Origin of the sequence: Catellatospora sichuanensis (assembly GCF_007483665.1) — a bacterium.
Classification (GTDB): Bacteria; Actinomycetota; Actinomycetes; order Mycobacteriales; family Micromonosporaceae; genus Catellatospora; species Catellatospora sichuanensis.
In genome coordinates this window covers 174,146-191,209 of sequence record NZ_VIQO01000025.1, presented here as the reverse complement: position 1 = coordinate 191,209, position 17,064 = coordinate 174,146, and the positions used below count along the sequence as shown (strand labels likewise).

The window sequence follows — 17,064 nt, the reverse complement described above, 5'->3', positions numbered from 1 at the left end:
GCGCTTAGCATGGGCCGGTGATCTTCCAGCCACGTCAGCGCATCGTGTTCATCGGCGACAGCATCACCGACTGCGGCAGGCGCGACGCCGCCGCGCCCTACGGCAACGGCTACATGAGCCTGGTGCAGGCCCTCGTCACCGCCGACCGTCCCGAACTCGGCCTGAGCTGGGCCAACCGCGGCATCAGCGGCGACACCGTGCGCGACCTCGCCGCCCGGTGGGAGCGCGACGTCGTCGAGGAGCAGCCCGACTGGCTCAGCGTGAAGATCGGCATCAACGACGTCTGGCGCTTCTTCGAGAACCGGCCCGACGCCGCCGTGCCGCTCGACGAGTACGCGACGACGCTGCGCTCGCTGCTCGCCACGGCGGTCGAGCGCACCGGCTGCCGCCTGATCCTCGCCGACCCGTACCTGATCGAGTCCGACCGCGACGACCCGCAGTACGCGATGACCGGCGACTACGCCGCCACGGTCGCCGCGCTGGCGAAGGAGTTCGGCGCGCTGCACGTGCCCGTGCAGGCGGCGTTCGACCGGGTGCTCACCTCGACCCGGCCCGCCGACTGGGCGCACGACCGCATCCACCCGAACCTGGCCGGCCACGCCGTCATCGCCCGCGCCTTCCTGGACGTCATCGGCTGACCGCCCGCCTCAGCGGCGGGCCGCTGCTTCCGGCGTACCCGCGAGTTCTTCGTCGAGGGCCGCGGCCCGCGGCAGGGTGACCGTCACGACCAGGCCGCCGCCCTCGCCCGGCACGGCCCGCACGTCCCCGCCGTGCGCGCGGGCGACCGCGCGCACGATGGACAGCCCGAGTCCCGCGCCGGGCGCGGCCGCGAGCCGGTCGCCGCCGTACCGGTGGAACGGCTCGAACAGGCTCGGCACCTCGTAGCGGGGGATGACCGGCCCGGTGTTGGCCACCCGCAGCTCGACCGTGCCGTCGCCGCGGGACGTGGTGGACACCAGCAGCCGGCCGCCCGCCGCGACGTTGTGCCGGACGCCGTTGTCGCCAGGTTCTGCGCCGACCGACGAGGGCAGCCAGGCTGACGGCAACCAGCCCGGCATGAGCCTCGACGACCCGGAGTTCCAGGCCGCCATGAAGAAGTGCGACAAGTACGCCCCCGCCCCGCCCGGCGAAGGCCCCACCACTCACCGCGAGGGCTGAACCCGCGTGATGATCATCCGACTTGCCTGGCACGTGGGCGAATGCCGCGCCAAGATACGCCCGATTGCCAGGCAAGTCGGATGATCGAGACCGTCCGGGGGTGGGGGCGGGTGGGTAGGGTGCGCGTATAGGGGCGTATGCGGTGGGGGCGCTGTCGGCGCTGATCCAGGTCGCGGTGGCTGCCGTGGCCGGATTCCTGCTGGGTACGGGCGGGGCCGTGGTCGCCGCCGGAGCGGTCGCCGTGGTCGCGGTGCCGTACGGGTGGGCGGTCGGGCGGGTGCGGGCATATCCGCCGAACCTGCGCGGGGTGGCGCTGTTCGCGGTCGACCACAGCTGGAGCCTGGCCAACACCATCGCCGGGGCGGGCTTCCTGGCCGTCAACCTGGCCCGCGGGCACCACCTGGACCCGCCGCGCTGCTGCCGTCGCGGCCGGATCGACATCCACGAGCAGGCCATGCGGGGGTACGCCACCACGCTGGGCAACGTGATCGCCGGTGGCACCCCGGCCAACGAGCGCCACGAAGACCTGCACGTACGGCAGGCGCGCCTGCTGGGGCCGCTCTACCTGCCGCTGGTCGGGCTCAACTACGTCGTGTTCAGCGTGCTGCCGGTGTGGTGGCTCTACCACGACCATGACGGCTATCCGATCACCGGGCCGGGCCGCTACTTCACCCGCGGCGTCTACCTGCACGTCTGGCACGAGGCCTGGGCGTATCGCCGGGACGTCCGGGACCGGTACGGCGACCTGCCCGTGCCCAGGCCGGGCCGCCGGTTGTCGCGGCGGGTCCACCGCAGGGAGCGCCTGCGGCGCGGATCGCCAGGTGAAGGTGACCGCGCTCACTATACGAATGACAAAACTTGAAATCTGTCATCTGTCAGTCGTATCGTATCGGCATGGCTACCGACATCATGAAACTTCGCAGTCTGGGCACCTCCGGCCCGCGCGTCTCCGCTCTGGGGCTCGGCCTGATGGGCATGTCCGACCTGTACGGCCCCGCCGACGAGGCGGAGAGCATCGCCACGATCCACGCCGCCCTCGACGCCGGGATCACCCTGCTCGACACCGGTGACTTCTACGGCATGGGCCACAACGAGCTGCTGCTGCGCGACGCGCTCAAGGGCCGCCACCGCGACAACGCCGTCATCAGCGTCAAGTTCGGCGCGCTGCGCGACGCCGCGGGCGGCTGGAACGGCGTCGACACCCGGCCGGTCGCGATCAAGAACTTCCTCGCGTACACCCTCAAGCGCCTGGGCACCGACCACGTCGACATCTACCGCCCGGCCCGGCTCGACCCGAACGTGCCCATCGAGGAGACCGTCGGGGCGCTCGCCGACCTGGTCAAGGCGGGCTACGTGCGACACATCGGCCTGTCCGAGGTCGGCGCGTCCACGCTGCGCCGGGCCGCCGCCGTGCACCCGATCGCCGACCTGCAGATCGAGTACTCGCTGATCTCCCGCGGCATCGAGGCCGACATCCTGCCCACCGCCCGCGAACTCGGCATCGGCATCACCGCGTACGGGGTGCTGTCCCGCGGCCTGCTGTCGGGCCACTGGTCCCGCGACCGCGCCACCGTGGCCGGGGACTTCCGCGGCCACCTGCCCCGCTTCGCCGGCGACCACCTGGACCGCAACCTGGCCCTGGTCGACGCGCTGCGCGAGGTCGGTCAGGACAAGGGCGCCAGCGTCGCGCAGATCGCGGTGGCCTGGGTGTCGGCCCAGGGCGACGACATCGTGCCGCTGGTCGGCGCGCGCACCCGGGCGCGGCTGGAGGAGTCGCTGGGCGCGCTGCCGGTCGTGCTGACCGAGACCGACCTGGCCCGGATCGCCTCGGCCGTACCGGCCGGATCGGTCTCCGGAGACCGCTACGACCCGCATTCGATGTCGGCGCTCGACAGCGAGAGGTAAGGTCTGCCTCGTTATGGCAGATGCTCCGCTCACACCTGACCGGATCCTGGAAGCGGCGGAGGAGGCCCTCCGCCGCTACGGGCCGGCGAAGGCCAACGTCGTCGACGTCGCGCGCGCGCTCAACGTCAGCCACGGCACCGTGTACCGGCATTTCCCCAGCAAGGCCGCGCTGCGCAACGCGGTCGCCGAGCGCTGGCTCGCGCGGCTGTCCGAGCCGCTGGCCGTGATCGCCGCCGAGCGCGGCCCCGCCCAGCCGCGGCTGCGCCGGTGGCTGGACGCCCTGTGCGACGCCAAGCAGAGCCGGGCGCGCGACGAGCCGGAGCTGTTCACCACGTACTACCACCTGGCGCTGGAGGCCGACGAGGTGGTCCAGGCGCACGTCAACGCGCTGGCGGCGCAGCTCGGCGAGATCATCGCCGACGGGGTGGGCCGCGGCGACTTCACGGTCGGCGATCCGTTCCGGATGGGCCGGGCCGTGTTCGACGCCACCAGCCGCTTCCACAATCCCGCGCACATCGCCGAGTGGAACGACCCCGACATCAAGGCCGCGTACGAGGGCGTGTGGCTGCTGATCCTCAGCGGCCTCGGCGTGCCGCAGCGGTGAGTCAGGCCTTCGCCGGCCCGCGCAGCTCCCATACCCGGGTGTGCTTGACCGTCACGCTCTCCAGTGCGAACGGCACCGGCACGTCATAGGCGGCCACCTCGCGGAACAGCGGCTTGGGCAGGAACGCCCGGTCCGGGTCGCCGACCAGCACCCGCGCGCCGTTCTTGGCCGCCCGGCGCAGGAAACCGAGCATCCGGTCGGCCATCGCCTGGCTGTAGAACACGTCCCCGGCCAGCACGATCTCGGCATCGGCGGCGTCGCCGCCCAGGATGTCGGCCTGGTCCACGGACACCTGCGCGCCGTTGGCCGCGGCGTTGAGCCCGATCGCGGCGGCCGACAGCGGGTCGATGTCCACCGCGCGCACCGACGCCGCCCCGGTCAACGCCGCGGCGACCGCGACCAGCCCGGAGCCCGCGGCCATGTCCAGCACCCGCTTGCCCGCCACCGTCTCCGGGTGGTCGAACAGGTGACGGGCCAGCGCCTGCCCGCCGGCCCAGGCGAAGGCCCAGAACGGCGGCGGCTGCTCGCTGCGGTACTCGCCCTCGGTCAGCTCCCACAGGCCGATCGGCTCGTCGGCCTGGTGCAGCTTGAGCTCCGGCAGGAAGGGCACCGGGGCGAGCGCGGCGTACGAGCGGACGAAGTCAACAGCGGTGTCGGTCACCCCCGAAGTGTGCCGCCTGCTCGGCCGGGCCGCCCGTGCAGGGCCGGTGACGCCTGCCACCGCTTCATAACGCTCTGATCGGACCCTGCTCCTCGATCGTGATCGGGATCCGGGTGCCGTACCGTTTCGGCAGCTCGACCCGGGCTTCGTCGATGTCCTCGGCGGCCACGCCGACGGTGATCCCCGATCCCTGGCCCTTGCCGCCGACGGAGTTGACGTTGATGCCCCGTTTGCGCCAGTAGGCGAAGTCGGCGGAGATGCGATCGCCGAAGGCGGTCAGCGTGGCCGCGCTGAAGCGGGCGTCGCGCAGGTAGAGGCAGATGTCGGCGCCGGCCTCTTTCATGATGAAGGTGTCGAACGCGGCGTCGGGCACCCGGTGGACGGCTCCCTCACCGCGGTCCTCCACGATCTGCACCCCGGCGAAGGACTTCTGAAATCGGCTGTTCCCGGCCGCCGAGATGCGGTCGAGGGCGTCGAGCAGCGGGCCGTTGGCCGGGTACACGTCCATGCCCTGGGTCTGGTACGAGCTGGGCATGGGGCGGCCCTCGCGGCAGCCCGCGGTGGGTGTGCCCGAGGTGTCGTGCGGCAGCCGTGAGCGCGGTGTCTCGACTGCGGGGCTGCCGTCAGCGGCGCCGGAGGCGGGCGGTGTCCCGGGGCCGCCCGGTGCGGCGCCTGCCTGGTCGCGCTGGCCCGCGCATCCGGCGAGCGCGGTGGCGAGCAGGATCGCCGCGAGCAGGCGGCCGTGCGAGCGAGGGATCGTCATGTTGGGTAGACGCCGTGCCGCGCCTGCCGGTTGCGTCTGGGTGGTTTGCCCCGTTTAGAGGGTATGAAGCGATTCGTGCTCCTTGCGGCGGCGGTGCTGGCGACGGCTGTGGCGCTGTTGTCGGCCCCCGACCCGGACAGTCGGCCGTGGCCCGGCAAGCCGGATCCGGCCGCTGCCGGCGCGCCGGATCCGGCCGCGTCGGGGGAGACCGCCGTGTCGCCGGCCGCACAGACCGCCGAGCCCGCCGCACCGTTCGCGGAGAGTCCGTCGCGCCTGGTGCCCGGCGCCGCCGCCAAGGCCGGGCAGCCGATCGCCATCCACACCGCCGACCTGCCCGCCAGCGAGGCCTCGGGTCTGGTGGCCAGCCGCCGGCATCCCGGGGTCTTCTACTGGCTGCGCGACGGGGGCGGCGCCACCACGCAGCGGCCGCGGGCCGCGCTGTGGACCATCCGGCTCGGCGAGGACGCGCAGTCCCATCCCGTACGCCGCGGGGAGAACTTCCCGTTCGCGCAGGTCTTCGACGGGGCCAATACCGACTGGGAGGACGTCGTCATCGACGACGACGACAACCTGTGGATCGGCGACATCGGGGCGAACGACTGCGTGAGCAAGCAGTATCTCTACCGCACTCTGGAGCCCGAGCCGGACACCGACGACCCGTTCGTGGTGACCGCGAAGTATCCCCTGGCTTTTCCCGACCCGGCCCCGGGGTGCAGGACCCGCAACGCCGAGGCGATGCTCTGGCTGGACGGCGAGCTCTACATCTTCGCCAAGACCACCAACTCCCCGGTGTACCGGGCGGTGCTGCCCGCCGAGCGCAACGCGCCGGTCGCCCTGCTGCCGGTGACGAAGTTCGACCACGCGGTGAACAAGATCTCGGTCAGCACCGTCTCCGACGACCGGACCCGGCTGACCCTGGCCGGCCACTCCCGGTACTGGGTGTTCGCGGCCGATCCGGCGCTGACCGGGGACGCTTTCCTGCGCAAGGCGATGAGCGGCAAGCCGGTGCACACCGACACGTTCGCATCGGCGGCGGGCAACGCCTCGGTGGAGGGCGGCAGCTACGTGCCGGGCACCCACGACCTGCTCTTCGTCGCCGAGAACAAGGAGATCTTCCTGGTGCCCGACGGGCCGGTCGCCGACGTCCGCTGAGGTCCCGGCGGGTCGGACCCGTGCCGCGGGAGGGGCGGCACGGGTCCGGCAGCGTTGGTCAGCAGCCGCCGCAGTTGTAGAACAGGATGTCCCAGTGGTTGCCCTCGTCGGTGTAGAGGTTGCCGGCACCGGAGCGGTACTGGTAGCCCCAGCCGGAGATGTAGCCGACGTAGGTGAAGTGGGCCTTGATGTAGTTGCCGATGCACGCGTACTTGCTGATGTCGAGCTTGTAGCCGTTCCAGTGGCTGTAGGTGCCGGAGGAGTGGCCGGTCTCGGTGCCTGCGGTGATGTTGATGGCGCAGCCGCTGGCGCTCTTGAGCGTCTTGATGCCGTTGATGGTGACCTGGCGGACGTCGGTGAACGAGGTGCAGCTGGCGTTGTTGCGGTTGCTGCAGTTGCCGCTCGAGGACCAGGTGATGCCGGCTGCGCTCAGCTGCGAGGCCGCCTGCGAGTGGGTGAGGAACGTAGCGGCATGCGCGGGACTGGCGAACGCCAGCACGGACGCGATGACGCCGGCGACGACCACGGTGAGGGCCCGGGGTACGAAGCGGGACATGGGGATTCTCCTGGGGGTGTTGGAGTTAAATGCCGTCCGCTGCGCAGCGATGGGAAGATTTCTACCACACATAGAAATGTGACGCTAGATAGCAAAGTGTCACGCAGCTTGTCGTGATCCGGTGTGGACGGCGACGCCTCGCTCCACCGATCGAGCCACTCACCTAGCAGCCTAGGACGGTCTAGCCATGGTGCCGGGCACCATGACGACCCCGTGTTCGCCTGGTCAAAGGTGCGCCGCGCAGTGCACAGCGGAGCCGGTCCGCCGTGGCGAGCCGAAGGACGACGCCCGCGGCGGCGGGCGCGGATCAGCCGGTGCGCGCCCGCATCGCCCGGTCCAGGCCGCGCATCCGCGCGGTGACCAGGTCGACCACCACGCGGCTGGCGGGGGAGAGCTCGCCCTCCCGGTGGACCACGGCGAACGTCTCGTACATCGCCGGGCGCAACGGGGCCCAGCCCAGCCCGGCGGGCAGCCGGTCGCCAAGACCGTGCAGCACGCCCCGCCAGGTGACCGTGTCGGCCAGGCCGCGGGCCGCGATGTCCAGCGCCGTCTCGGTGTCCTCCACCTCGATCCGGGGACGCAGCGGGTGGCCGGTGCGCTGCACCGCCTGGGCGAGCTGGCGGCGGGTGGTGTCGGTCTCGCGCCAGCTCGCGTCGGGCAGCACCAGCTGGGCGGCGGCGAGATCGGCGGGCGTGATCCGGGCGTGCAGCCGGGTCGGGTCGGCGCTGACGTACACCAGCTCGTCGCGCAGCACCGGGGTGACGACCATGTTCTCGTCCTCGACCGGCAGCGCGATCACCGCCGCCTCCAGCCGGCCCTTGCGCAGGTGCTCGAGGACCTCGGCGGAGTTCTGCCCGACCAGCTCGATCCGCACCCCGGGGTGGCGCTGCAGCACGTCGGCGACCAGGTCGGCGGCGAGGTAGAACCGGGCGGTGCGGAACACCCCGAAGCGCACCGTGCCGGTCAGCAGCTCCCGCACCGAGGCGACGGCCCGCCCGGCCTCGTCGACGGCGGCCAGCGCGGCGGACGCGTGCGGCTGCAGGGCCCGGGCCGCCTCGGTCGGCACCAGGCCCCGCCCGACCCGCCGGAACAGGGTCGTGTCGAGCTGCTGCTCCAGCAGCCGGACCTGCTCGGAGATCGACGGCTGGGCATAGCCGAGGGCGCCCGCGGCGGCGGTGAACGAGCCGTGCTCCAGAGTGGCCAGGAAGCAGCGGAGCTGGTGCAGCGAAAGCAAGGTGCTCCCTCGGTTCGATCTATAGGAAATGCCTTTGGACAGCGCTGGAAACCAAGGCTACCTCGATGGCTGAACCCGACCTACCGTTCTGTGTCATGACCACCACCGTCGCCGCGCCCGCCGCCGTGAGCACGCCGCAAGCCCGCTCGGTTCGGCGTGGCACCGTGCTGGTGCTCGTCTCCGCGACGGGATTCGGCATGTCGGCGGTGTTCGCCAAGCAGGCGTACGCGGCCGGGTTCAACGTGCCGACCATGCTGGCCGGCCGGTTCGCGCTCGCGGCCGTGCTGCTGTGGGCCGTGGTCGCCTGGCGGCGCGCGCCGCTGCCCCGCGGGCGGGCTCTGGCCGTCTGCGTCGGGCTCGGCGCGGTCGGTTACGCGCTGCAGGCCGGGTTCTACTTCGGGGCGCTGGCCCGCATCGACGCCTCGCTGACGGCGCTGCTGCTGTACGCGTACCCGGCGCTGGTCACCGTGCTGGCGATCGCACTGCGCCGCGAGCGCCCGGACCGCCGCAGGCTGGCTGCGCTGGCCTGCTCGGCGGCGGGCATGCTGCTGATGCTCGGCGCGGGCGGCGTCGGCGGCTCGGTCGCGACCGGGGGAGTGCTGCTGGCGCTGGGCGCCGCGGTGGCGTACGCCCTCTATCTGACTGTCTCCGCCGGTCTGCCCGCCGGCCTGGACATCTTCGCGGTGACCGCGGTGGTCTGCACCTCGGCGGCCGTCAGCCTGGCCGCCGCGGGCCTGGCCACCGGCAGCCTGCACACGCCGCACCAGGCGTCGGGCTGGGTGTGGATCGTGCTGCTGGCCGTGATCTCCACGGTCGTCCCGATCGCCGGGATGTTCGTCGGCGTACGCGACGTCGGCGCCTCCGCCGCGGCGATCCTGTCCTGCGCCGAGCCCGCCGTGACGGTGGCCACCACCGTGCTGGTCTATGGCGAGCGCCTCAGCCCCGTCCAGGCCGCCGGTGGCCTGGCCGTCCTGGCCTCGGTCGCCGTCCTCCAACTGCGCCGCCGTGCTCCGCGCCGCCCCCTTCCCTCACTCGCGCCCCAGGTGCTTGCCGCCGCCGACCCGGCGTCGGACGACGTTCCTGCCGAGCCCGCGGCCGCAGCCGTGCGTGTGGGCGGCCGTGCCGTGCGCCGCCGCCTTGCCCGCCGCGCCCCCTCGGGCCCCGCCGCGAGCACCCGTCCGGCCGCCGACCCCGTTCCCAACCGCCGCGACCAGCGCACCCCCCAACACCCCGCCCAGAGGTAAGGAAGGGCACCTTCCCATCGCTATGCGTCATGGAAGGGCACCTTGTTAACGCGCCGGGCGCGTGACCTGCGACGCAGCGGTCCGTCGGTGGGCAGTTCGGCGACGCCGCATCGGCGTCCGATCGGCGGCCCGCTGGCTCGATAGCCGGCCTCCCTCGGTGGTCATCGCATTCCACCACCGGCCCAACGTCGGCTCCACCACGCGGCGACATGCTCAACGCGTGCACACTGCGGCACCCGACACCTGAGCGCGGACGGGGACGGTGCGGCGGCGAAGCGCAGCGGTATCGCCGCGGGCCTGATTCGGCGGTATCGTGCGCCGTTCCCTCGCCGAGTTCAGGAGCAGGACGTTGAGACACCTCATACCGCTGGTCGTCGTCGCCGCGTTGCTCGCGGGTGGCTGCGGTCCGGCCGCCCCGGTCGCCGCACCCACGCCGCCGTCGTCGCCGGTGGCATCGCCCACGCCATCCGCACCGGGCGCCCCGTCGCCCGCGGCCTCGCTGACCCCGATCCAGTTGATGGAAACGGCCATGGTCAGCGATGAGCTCCTGACGACGGTGGTGAACTCGGGTGGCCTGGAGGTCGTGCGCGCGTCCGACCGCGACTCCTGGCCGGGTTTCCCGGTCGGCATCGTCACCGCGTGCGGCGAGCGTTCGGCTTCGTCCACCGCGGACGCGAAGCGGGTCCTGACTCACGTGCGGTCCTGGACGATCGGCCAGGCCGGGATCGTCGGGCAGGACGTCTTCGTGCTGCCGAAGGAGCAGGCCAAGGACGTCGTGGCCAAGGTCGAGCCCATCCTGAAGGGGTGCAAGTCCTACCGCGAGGCGGGTGTCACCTTCCGCAAGATCGAGAGCACGAAGATCAGCGTGGATTCCGCTCTTTACCACGGTGCCGCGGCCTGCTACAGCGATCAGTCGACCAAGCAGGTGGTGTGCTACACGTACTTCGGGCGCGGGAGGGTGGTGATCCTGGTGAACACCTATGGACCTGACCAGGAGTCGACCGAGTTGCTGACGACGCAGGTCAAGTCGGCCGTCGAGTCCCGGCTCACCCAGCTGCCCGGGTGAGCGCCATGCCGGTCGGCCTGACCGGGCGCTGACCATACGGGCCGCCCGGGACACGCCCGAACGCGCAACGGCCCCGGTCACCAGCAGGTGACCGGGGCCGCGGCGTTAAGAAGGTGCCCTTCTACAACACATAGCGATGTGAAGGTGCCCTTCCTTTCCTAGACCAGGAAGTTTTCGAAGGCCCAGGGTTCGGTGTCGTCGCCGGTCTTCGGGCGGAAGTTGGCGAACGGGTCGTAGTACGAGCTGCGGGGGGTCCAGTCGGTGTGGACCGACGGGACCGGGCCCAGGTACGGGTTGGCCACTTCGAGGACGGCCTCGGCGTCGAGGTCGTCGGGGACGCACAGGCCCCGGTTCGGGTTGTTGACTATCCAGTAGACCGCGCCCAGCACGGACGCGGCGACCTGCAGCGTGGTGGCGTTCTGGTGCGGGACCAGGGCGCGCGACTCGTCGATGCCCAGCTGCGAGCCGACCCACCAGCCGTTGAGCTCGTGGCCGAGCAGGAGCACGCCGAGCTCGTCGATGCCGCTGATGATCTCGTCGTTCATGATGCGCTGGTTGGTCTGCAGTTCGTAGCCGTTCATGTGGCACTCGTGCAGGCTGTTCAGCGCGGCGTCGGAGGGCTGGTACGCGTAGTGCACGGTGGGGCGGTAGACCGCCTTGCCGTCCTCCCACACGGTCAGGTGGTCGCTGATGGTGAACGCCTCGCCGTGGCGCACCACCATGCCGATGATGGGGCCGCCGAGCGGCACCCAGGAGCGGACCTTGGTGGTGATGCCGGTCTGGGCGAGGCAGATCTGGTTCTGCGGACCCGACTCGTGGGTGTACGCGTGCTCGGGCAGCTTGGGCTCGTGCGTGCCCCAGCCCATCTCGGCGGGCGCGATGCCCTCCTCGTAGAAGCCCTCCACGGACCAGGTGTTGACGAACTCGCCGACCTGCTTGGGCTTGTCGCTGACCTGGGTGTCGCGCTCGGAGATGTGGATGACCTTGGTGCCGGTGTGCATGCCCAGCGCCGCGAAGTCGCGGTTGGCCAGGGCCTCCTCCAGCTTGGCCTTGCGCTCGGCGTCCAGCGGCTTGGACAGGCGCTCGGGCTCCTTGAGCATCGCGGTGGCGATGTCCAGCAGCGCGATCTTGGCCCAGTGGCTGACCAGGCCGGGGTTCGCGCCGTGCTCGACGATCGCGGTGGGGCCGTCGGACTTCCAGCCCTTGGCCCGCTCGCGCAGCTTCATGTGCCGGGCGTACAGCGTCCGCGACTGCGGGGTGGCGGCGAGCTGGTCGGCGTACGGGTCCCACTCCTCAACGGAGGTGTCGACGTAGAGGGTGCCGTGGCGCTGGCACCAGTCGATGATCACGCCGGTGTCGATGTTCCACGCCAGGTTGATCAGGACGTCGCCGTCGCCGACGTACTCGGCGAGCTTGGTCTCGATGTTCTCCGGGGTGATGCGCTCACGCACGTAGGTCGCGCCGGCGGCGGTGACCTCCGCGGCGGTGTGGGCGAGGTCCTCGAAGTCCATCACGGTCAGACGCGTGAAGTCCATGTCGACGTGGCGCAGCAGCAGGGGCTGCAGGCACTGCGACACCGAGCCGCTGCCGAGCAGGAGGATGCGGCCGCCGAAGGCCAGCTTGGGGATCGTGTTCACGCGTTGTCTCCGATACAAAACGTTGCTAAAGGTGCAAAACCGTTGAAGCCAACGGAAGAATACGTGGTGGTGTAGGCGCCGGTGCCGAGGATGTCGACGTAGTCGCCCGGTCTCAGATCCAGGGGCAGCCGGTAGGGCGCCTTCTCGTAGAGGATGTCGACGCTGTCGCAGGTCGGCCCGGCCAGCACGACCGGACCGGTCGGCTCCCCGTCGCGCGCGGTGACCAGGCGGTACTGGATCGCCTCGCCCTCCGTCTCGGCCAGCCCGCCGAAGCGACCGATGTCCAGGTAGACCCATCGGTGATCATCGTCGTAGGACTTCTGCGACACGAGCACGACCTGCGCCCGCAGCACTCCCGAGTCGGCCGCGATGAAGCGGCCGGGCTCGATCGCCAGCGACGGCCGCCAGGGGCCGAAATGTCGCTCGACCGCGGTGTTGATCGCATCGGCGTACGCCTGGATCGGCGCGACCGGCTCCTGGTATCCGGTGGCGAAGCCGCCACCGCAGTTGAGCAGCGTCAACTGGACGCCGCGCTCACCCAGTTCGCGGAACACCCGCGCGGCCTGGGCGATGCTCGGATCCCACCGGGACGGGTCCAGCTGCTGCGACCCGACGTGGAACGACACCCCGATCGGCACCAGCCCGAGGGTGCGGGCCTGATCCAGCAGCTCCACCGCCATGTCCGGGGAGCACCCGAACTTGCGGCTCAACGGCCACTGCGCGCCGGCGCTTCCGGCCAGCAGGCGGCAGAAGACGGCGGAACCGGGGGCATGCTCGGCCAGCTTGCGCAGCTCGGCCTCGCTGTCGAAGACGAACATGCGTACGCCGCGATCGTAGGCGTAGCGGATGTCCGCAGCCTTCTTGATCGTGTTGCCGTACGACAGCCTGCTCGGATCGGCGCCTTCGGAGAGGCAGAGGTCGATCTCGGCGGGGCTCGCCACGTCGAAAGAAGATCCCAGCCGGGCCAGAAGCCTGATCAGTATCGGCTGGGGGTTCGCCTTGACCGCGTAGAAGACCTGGGTCTCGCGGAAGGCGTCGGTCAGGCGGCGGTACTGCTGCGCCGCGACCTTGGGATCAATGACCAGGTAGGGAGTCTCTCGCTGGTCTGAATCGAGGAAGTCCTGGATCTCGCGGTTTCCTGCCGCGATCATGGTGACCAGGGTCTTGCCGTTGGTCATCGCCATCGTCTCGCTAATCCTCCAGTGAAGGTGTTGAATGCGGCCGTTCGATTGCCGACGGTGGAGTCTAGGGCCAAAGAGTGAACGGACAGCCCTCGGGATGCCGCGACGCACTGTGTCGATACTCATACTCCGAGTGGGTGACGTTGAGCTTGCGAAGTGACCGGAGCCCCACCCGTGCCGCCGGAACAGCGCAGGTGGGGCTCCGATGATCGACAGGCGTCAGGACACCGTGATCTTGACGTCGTCGACGCCCGCCTCGACGAGGCTCGCCGTGGAGGCGTCGGCGGCGGTGATCAGGATCCGCACCGACTGGCCCGCGTACGCCGAGATGTTCCAGGTGCCCAGTGCCCACGAGCCGTTGCGGTTGCTGGCCGCGCCCGCCTGGGTGAACAGCGTGGTGGTGCCCCCGTTGTGCGCGATGGAGACCCGGAAGTAGTCGGCGCTGGACGAGTTCGAGCCGTGTGCCAGATACCAGTTCAGCGCCAGGTTGATCGTTCCGCTGGCCGGCAGGGTCACCGCCGGGGAGCGGACGCTGCTCACACCGCCGTCGAGGTCGTAGTCGCCCGCGGCCGTGCCCGCCAGCCGTCCGGTGACCAGGTCGTTGGTCCCCGAGACCGTGGTGCCCAGCTGCTTGGCGCCGCTGGAATTGGTGTCGCCCGGGTCGCCGCGCTCCCATGCGCCGGTCGTGGCGGTGTCGGTGGCGCCCGGGTTGGTGGTCCAGCCGGTCGCCGTCTCGAAGGTGTCCGTCCACACCGAGGTCGCCGGGGTGCCGGTGGCCAGCGTCCAGAGGGCGTACGCCGCGGCGTCGCCGGCCCGGTTCAGCACCGTGTCGTTGATGTTGGACGGGTAGGTGTCGCAGGACGCGTGGTAGCAAGGGTCGTAGTCCCCGGTGGTACCGCCCCACTTGGCGACCTGCGCCGAGGTCTTGTTGGCGCTCGCCCCGGCGGCCACGCCCGAGGTCTGGATGCCGACCGCGTTGAACGACGCGTCATCGGAGCGGCCCGCGCCCTCGACGTTCTCCTCCGGGTTCAGGCCCGGGAAGTTCGTGTCGTAGTACGCCTTCAGGACCTGCCCGATGCTGGAGGTGATCCGGTTGATGAAGTAGCCGCCGTTGGTGGAGCCGACCATGTCGAAGTTGAAGTAACCCTTGATCTTGGTGCGCTCCGCCGCGGGCAGGGTGTTGGCGTAGAACTGCGAACCGTTGAGGCCCTGCTCCTCGTCGGTCCAGAAGCCGAACCGCACGTGGTTGAGCATCGACGGGTTGGTCGCGGCGAGGGTGAGCGCGATCTCCAGCAGGGTCGACGAGCCCGAGGCGTTGTCGTTGATGCCCGGCCCGGCGGCGACGCCGTCGAGGTGCGCACCGAACATGTAGACCGTGTTGGCGTCGCCGCCCGGCCAGTCCGCGATCACGTTCGGGCCGGCCCCACTGGTGCAGCCGGAGGTGCAGTTCTGCCTGACCACCGAGAACCCCGCGGCGACCAGCTTGTTGTAGACGTAGTTCACCGACGCGGTGTAGCCCGCGGTGTTGGCGCGGCGGTTGCCGCCGTTGCTGGTGGCGATGGTCTGGAACTGCTGCAGGTGCGCCTTCACGTTGGTCAGTGAGATGTCCGGCGCGGCCAGGGCGAGTGCCGCGGCTCGCGCGGCGACGGGCGCCGGGGCGGCCGTGGCGGCCGCGGGGGCGGCCAGCGCGGTGCCCGCCAGGGCGAGGGCGAGCAGGGCGCGTTTTGCTGCGTAGGGTCGCAAGGCCTGACTCCTCAGGGGATCACGGGTGTGCCGGGGGTTACCGGCAGGCGCAGACTAGCCATCGAAATGATTAATGCGAATAGATGGAAGTGGTGGTTGACCGTTCCGTGACCTGCGCCCGGCGTCGGCCTCATCCATCGTTCAGTTGCGCTGGACCGCGCATGATCGTCGGCAAACCCGACGGAGCGACAGGGAACCTGATCAGCACGACGGGCAGCACGCCCGATCACCTCAGGTCGTCCTCGCGCGGCATGATCGCGGTGGTGCGGCACATCACGTACCAACGCGAAGTCCGCGCCGGCGTCACGGTCACCGTGTACTCCACGCTGCAGGAAGTCCGCGAGAAGGGGTCGCCGATGCCCGCCGGGATGCTCGCCCGGCGAGCCCTCGGCTGAAGTCGCGCGGCCGGGTCAGCGCGTCCAGCGGGTGCGGGCGTCGGCCACGACGTCGGTGATGAGTCCCATGGAGGCCAGGCCGTCGGCGGCGGTGAACGGCACGTCGTCGCCGGCGCGTGCTCGGACGACCCGCTCGCACAGGTCGGCCCACTGCGGCAGCACCTCGGCGGTGTGCCGCGCGCCGCCGGTCTTCGTCGTCACCTCGCCCGTGGTCAGCGTGTGGTGCAGCCGGCCCGGCCCGGTCGCCGCCCACAGCACCGGATCCGCGGGCACCGGCATGTCCGGCGGCAGCGCCGCGAACTGTGGCGTCGCCCGGGCGGCGAAGTCCGCCCAGTAGCCGGACAGGTTGTCCAGCAACCACCGGCGCAGCACGCCTTCGTCGAGTGCCACCTCGGGCCGCTCGCCCAGGATCGGCAGACCGTGGCGCGCCAGTTCGAGCCAGGTCACGGGGTTGAGCTGCCCGCCGGCCTGCGCAGGCTGGAAATCGCCCGCCAGGATCTGCGGCGCGGTGTCGCCCTCGGCCGGAGGTGCGGCGAGCTGCGCGCGGGTCAGGTAGATGCCGTCGTAGACCGGGCCGTCCTCGGGCAGTGACAGATGCGCTTTCGCCAGTCTGGCCAGTTCCTCGGCGGTCGGCACGCGATCCATGACCGCGACGAAGTCGATGTCGCTGCGGCCCGGCCAGTAGTCGCCCAGCGGCACCGAGCCGGTGACGAACAGCCCCGTCACCAGGCCCCGCACCCGCTCGTCGAGCGCCCGGACGTGCGCGGCGGTCACCCAGAGTTCCTCGAACACCCGGCGATTATGCCCGCGCCGCCGCCACGCCGCCGTCCCGCGGTGGTCGCCGCCGCGCCGCCGTCCCGCGGTGGTCGCCGCCGCGCCGCCGTCCCGCGGTGGTCGCCGCATGCGGCAGTTTCGGGGAAAGTGGAGCAATGTCCGCCCGCATTCGTGCACTTTCCCCGAAACTGCAGCGGCGGCACGGCGGCACGGCGGCACGGCGGCACGGCGGGGCGTGATGTGCGTGGTGGCATTACGGCGTGGGGGCAGTCGGTCGTACCGCTGGGGGTGACGGGAGGGTCGGGGCGGCCTAGGCTGTCGCGAATGGCAGACGACGAGCGTCGATCGGTGCGCCGGTTCTCCCGGCTGCTCAGCCCGGCCGGGCTGGTGCTGGCGGGCCTGCTGTTCGCGGCCCCGTTCCTGACCGTGTCCTGTGACGCGCCCGGCGGCTACGGCCGGGCCGCGCCGGGCGGCACGACCACCTACACGGGTTGGGACCTGGCCACCGGCGGCACGCCGGACGTCACCGCGGACAAGCTGCTGCCACCCGAGCAGCAGCGCAACGATGTGCTCGCCCCGCAGCCGCTGGCGGGCACGGTGCTCGTGCTGCTCGTGGTCGGCGTGCTCATCGCGATCGGGGTGGGCCGGGCCCGCACCCGGCGCGGCGTGGTCGCCGCACTCGCCGCGATCGCGGCACTGTTCCTGCTGGTCAACCAGGCCACCGTGCGGGTGCTGGTGGAGGAGCGGCTGCGCGAGCAGCTCACCGGGCCGCTGCCGGCCGGCAAGGATCTCGGCGACTTCGTACACGACCAGGGCGGGTTCGGGTTCGCGCTGCTGGCGCTGGTGCTGGTGGCACTGGGCAACCTGGCCGGCTGGGTGCGGCTGGTCCGGGGCCCTGGCCAGGTGGCGGCCGCGGTGGGCGGCGAGGCCGTGACCGCAGCACCCGAGCAGGGCGGGCCAGCCGCGACGGCGGTGCTTCCGGAGGGCTAAC

18 protein-coding genes are annotated in these 17,064 nt (G+C 71.3%); 9 read left to right on the top strand and 9 right to left on the bottom strand.

The features are described from left to right. The first annotated feature begins 17 nt into the window (after positions 1-17). Positions 18-638, top strand: coding sequence for an SGNH/GDSL hydrolase family protein (locus FLL47_RS31560; RefSeq protein ID WP_144125864.1), 621 nt, complete (start codon positions 18-20; stop codon positions 636-638). Between the two features lie 9 nt (positions 639-647). On the opposite strand, the gene FLL47_RS31555 is transcribed toward FLL47_RS31560, so the two are convergent. Beyond that, on the bottom strand, positions 648-1,058 hold the full coding sequence (locus FLL47_RS31555) for a sensor histidine kinase (protein WP_246158913.1): 411 nt from the start codon (positions 1,056-1,058) through the stop codon (positions 648-650). 242 nt (positions 1,059-1,300) lie between these two features. On the opposite strand from FLL47_RS31555, the gene FLL47_RS31550 reads away from it, so the two are divergent. Genes FLL47_RS31550 through FLL47_RS31540 form a run of 3 tightly spaced genes read left to right on the top strand, consistent with a single transcriptional unit; the run spans position 1,301 to position 3,667 of the window. Further along, entirely contained in the window at positions 1,301-2,020 is a 720-nt protein-coding gene (locus FLL47_RS31550) for a glycine zipper family protein (RefSeq protein WP_186316017.1), read from the top strand. A 32-nt stretch (positions 2,021-2,052) separates the two neighbouring features. Beyond that, complete coding sequence (locus tag FLL47_RS31545) at positions 2,053-3,063, top strand: aldo/keto reductase (RefSeq protein ID WP_246158911.1); 1,011 nt, start codon at positions 2,053-2,055, stop codon at positions 3,061-3,063. Between the two features lie 13 nt (positions 3,064-3,076). Continuing rightward, positions 3,077-3,667, top strand: coding sequence for a TetR/AcrR family transcriptional regulator (locus tag FLL47_RS31540; protein WP_144125861.1), 591 nt, complete (start codon positions 3,077-3,079; stop codon positions 3,665-3,667). 1 nt (position 3,668) lies between these two features. Here FLL47_RS31540 and FLL47_RS31535 read toward each other — a convergent pair whose 3' ends face one another. Further along, positions 3,669-4,328, bottom strand: a complete 660-nt coding sequence (locus tag FLL47_RS31535) for a class I SAM-dependent methyltransferase (RefSeq protein WP_144125858.1) — start codon at positions 4,326-4,328, stop codon at positions 3,669-3,671. Positions 4,329-4,392: 64 nt separating this feature from the next. Beyond that, entirely contained in the window at positions 4,393-5,091 is a 699-nt protein-coding gene (locus FLL47_RS31530; protein WP_144125856.1) for a hypothetical protein, read from the bottom strand. 75 nt (positions 5,092-5,166) lie between these two features. Between FLL47_RS31530 and FLL47_RS31525 the strand changes: the two genes are divergently transcribed. Continuing rightward, positions 5,167-6,243: a hypothetical protein gene (locus tag FLL47_RS31525; protein WP_144125854.1), complete on the top strand. Its 1,077-nt coding sequence runs from the start codon at positions 5,167-5,169 to the stop codon at positions 6,241-6,243. A gap of 58 nt (positions 6,244-6,301) precedes the next feature. On the opposite strand, the gene FLL47_RS31520 is transcribed toward FLL47_RS31525, so the two are convergent. Both FLL47_RS31520 and FLL47_RS31515 read right to left on the bottom strand, forming a co-directional pair. After that, entirely contained in the window at positions 6,302-6,799 is a 498-nt protein-coding gene (locus FLL47_RS31520; protein ID WP_144125851.1) for a hypothetical protein, read from the bottom strand. Positions 6,800-7,106: 307 nt separating this feature from the next. Continuing rightward, positions 7,107-8,033, bottom strand: coding sequence for a LysR family transcriptional regulator (locus FLL47_RS31515; RefSeq protein WP_144125848.1), 927 nt, complete (start codon positions 8,031-8,033; stop codon positions 7,107-7,109). Between the two features lie 95 nt (positions 8,034-8,128). On the opposite strand from FLL47_RS31515, the gene FLL47_RS31510 reads away from it, so the two are divergent. Then, positions 8,129-9,277 carry a DMT family transporter gene (locus FLL47_RS31510; RefSeq protein ID WP_186316016.1) on the top strand — a complete coding sequence of 383 codons (1,149 nt, stop codon included), beginning with the start codon at positions 8,129-8,131 and terminating at the stop codon, positions 9,275-9,277. A gap of 349 nt (positions 9,278-9,626) precedes the next feature. After that, a complete protein-coding gene (locus tag FLL47_RS31505) occupies positions 9,627-10,343 on the top strand; it encodes a hypothetical protein (RefSeq protein WP_144125842.1) in 717 nt (238 codons plus the stop codon). A gap of 158 nt (positions 10,344-10,501) precedes the next feature. On the opposite strand, the gene FLL47_RS31500 is transcribed toward FLL47_RS31505, so the two are convergent. The 3 genes from FLL47_RS31500 to FLL47_RS31490 form a co-directional block, all read right to left on the bottom strand. Next, entirely contained in the window at positions 10,502-11,980 is a 1,479-nt protein-coding gene (locus FLL47_RS31500; RefSeq protein WP_144125839.1) for a saccharopine dehydrogenase NADP-binding domain-containing protein, read from the bottom strand. Then, positions 11,977-13,272 carry a type III PLP-dependent enzyme gene (locus FLL47_RS31495; protein WP_246158909.1) on the bottom strand — a complete coding sequence of 432 codons (1,296 nt, stop codon included), beginning with the start codon at positions 13,270-13,272 and terminating at the stop codon, positions 11,977-11,979. The genes FLL47_RS31500 and FLL47_RS31495 overlap by 4 nt, the downstream gene beginning before the upstream one ends. Positions 13,273-13,380: 108 nt before the next feature. Further along, a complete protein-coding gene (locus FLL47_RS31490; RefSeq protein ID WP_246158908.1) occupies positions 13,381-14,904 on the bottom strand; it encodes a M28 family peptidase in 1,524 nt (507 codons plus the stop codon). 161 nt (positions 14,905-15,065) lie between these two features. On the opposite strand from FLL47_RS31490, the gene FLL47_RS31485 reads away from it, so the two are divergent. Next, a complete protein-coding gene (locus FLL47_RS31485) occupies positions 15,066-15,299 on the top strand; it encodes a hypothetical protein (RefSeq protein WP_144125836.1) in 234 nt (77 codons plus the stop codon). 15 nt (positions 15,300-15,314) lie between these two features. Here the strand turns inward: FLL47_RS31485 and FLL47_RS31480 are convergent, their stop codons facing one another. Next, entirely contained in the window at positions 15,315-16,091 is a 777-nt protein-coding gene (locus FLL47_RS31480) for a nucleotidyltransferase domain-containing protein (protein WP_144125833.1), read from the bottom strand. Positions 16,092-16,397: 306 nt separating this feature from the next. On the opposite strand from FLL47_RS31480, the gene FLL47_RS31475 reads away from it, so the two are divergent. Next, a complete protein-coding gene (locus FLL47_RS31475; protein WP_144125831.1) occupies positions 16,398-17,063 on the top strand; it encodes a hypothetical protein in 666 nt (221 codons plus the stop codon). Position 17,064 lies beyond the last annotated feature (1 nt).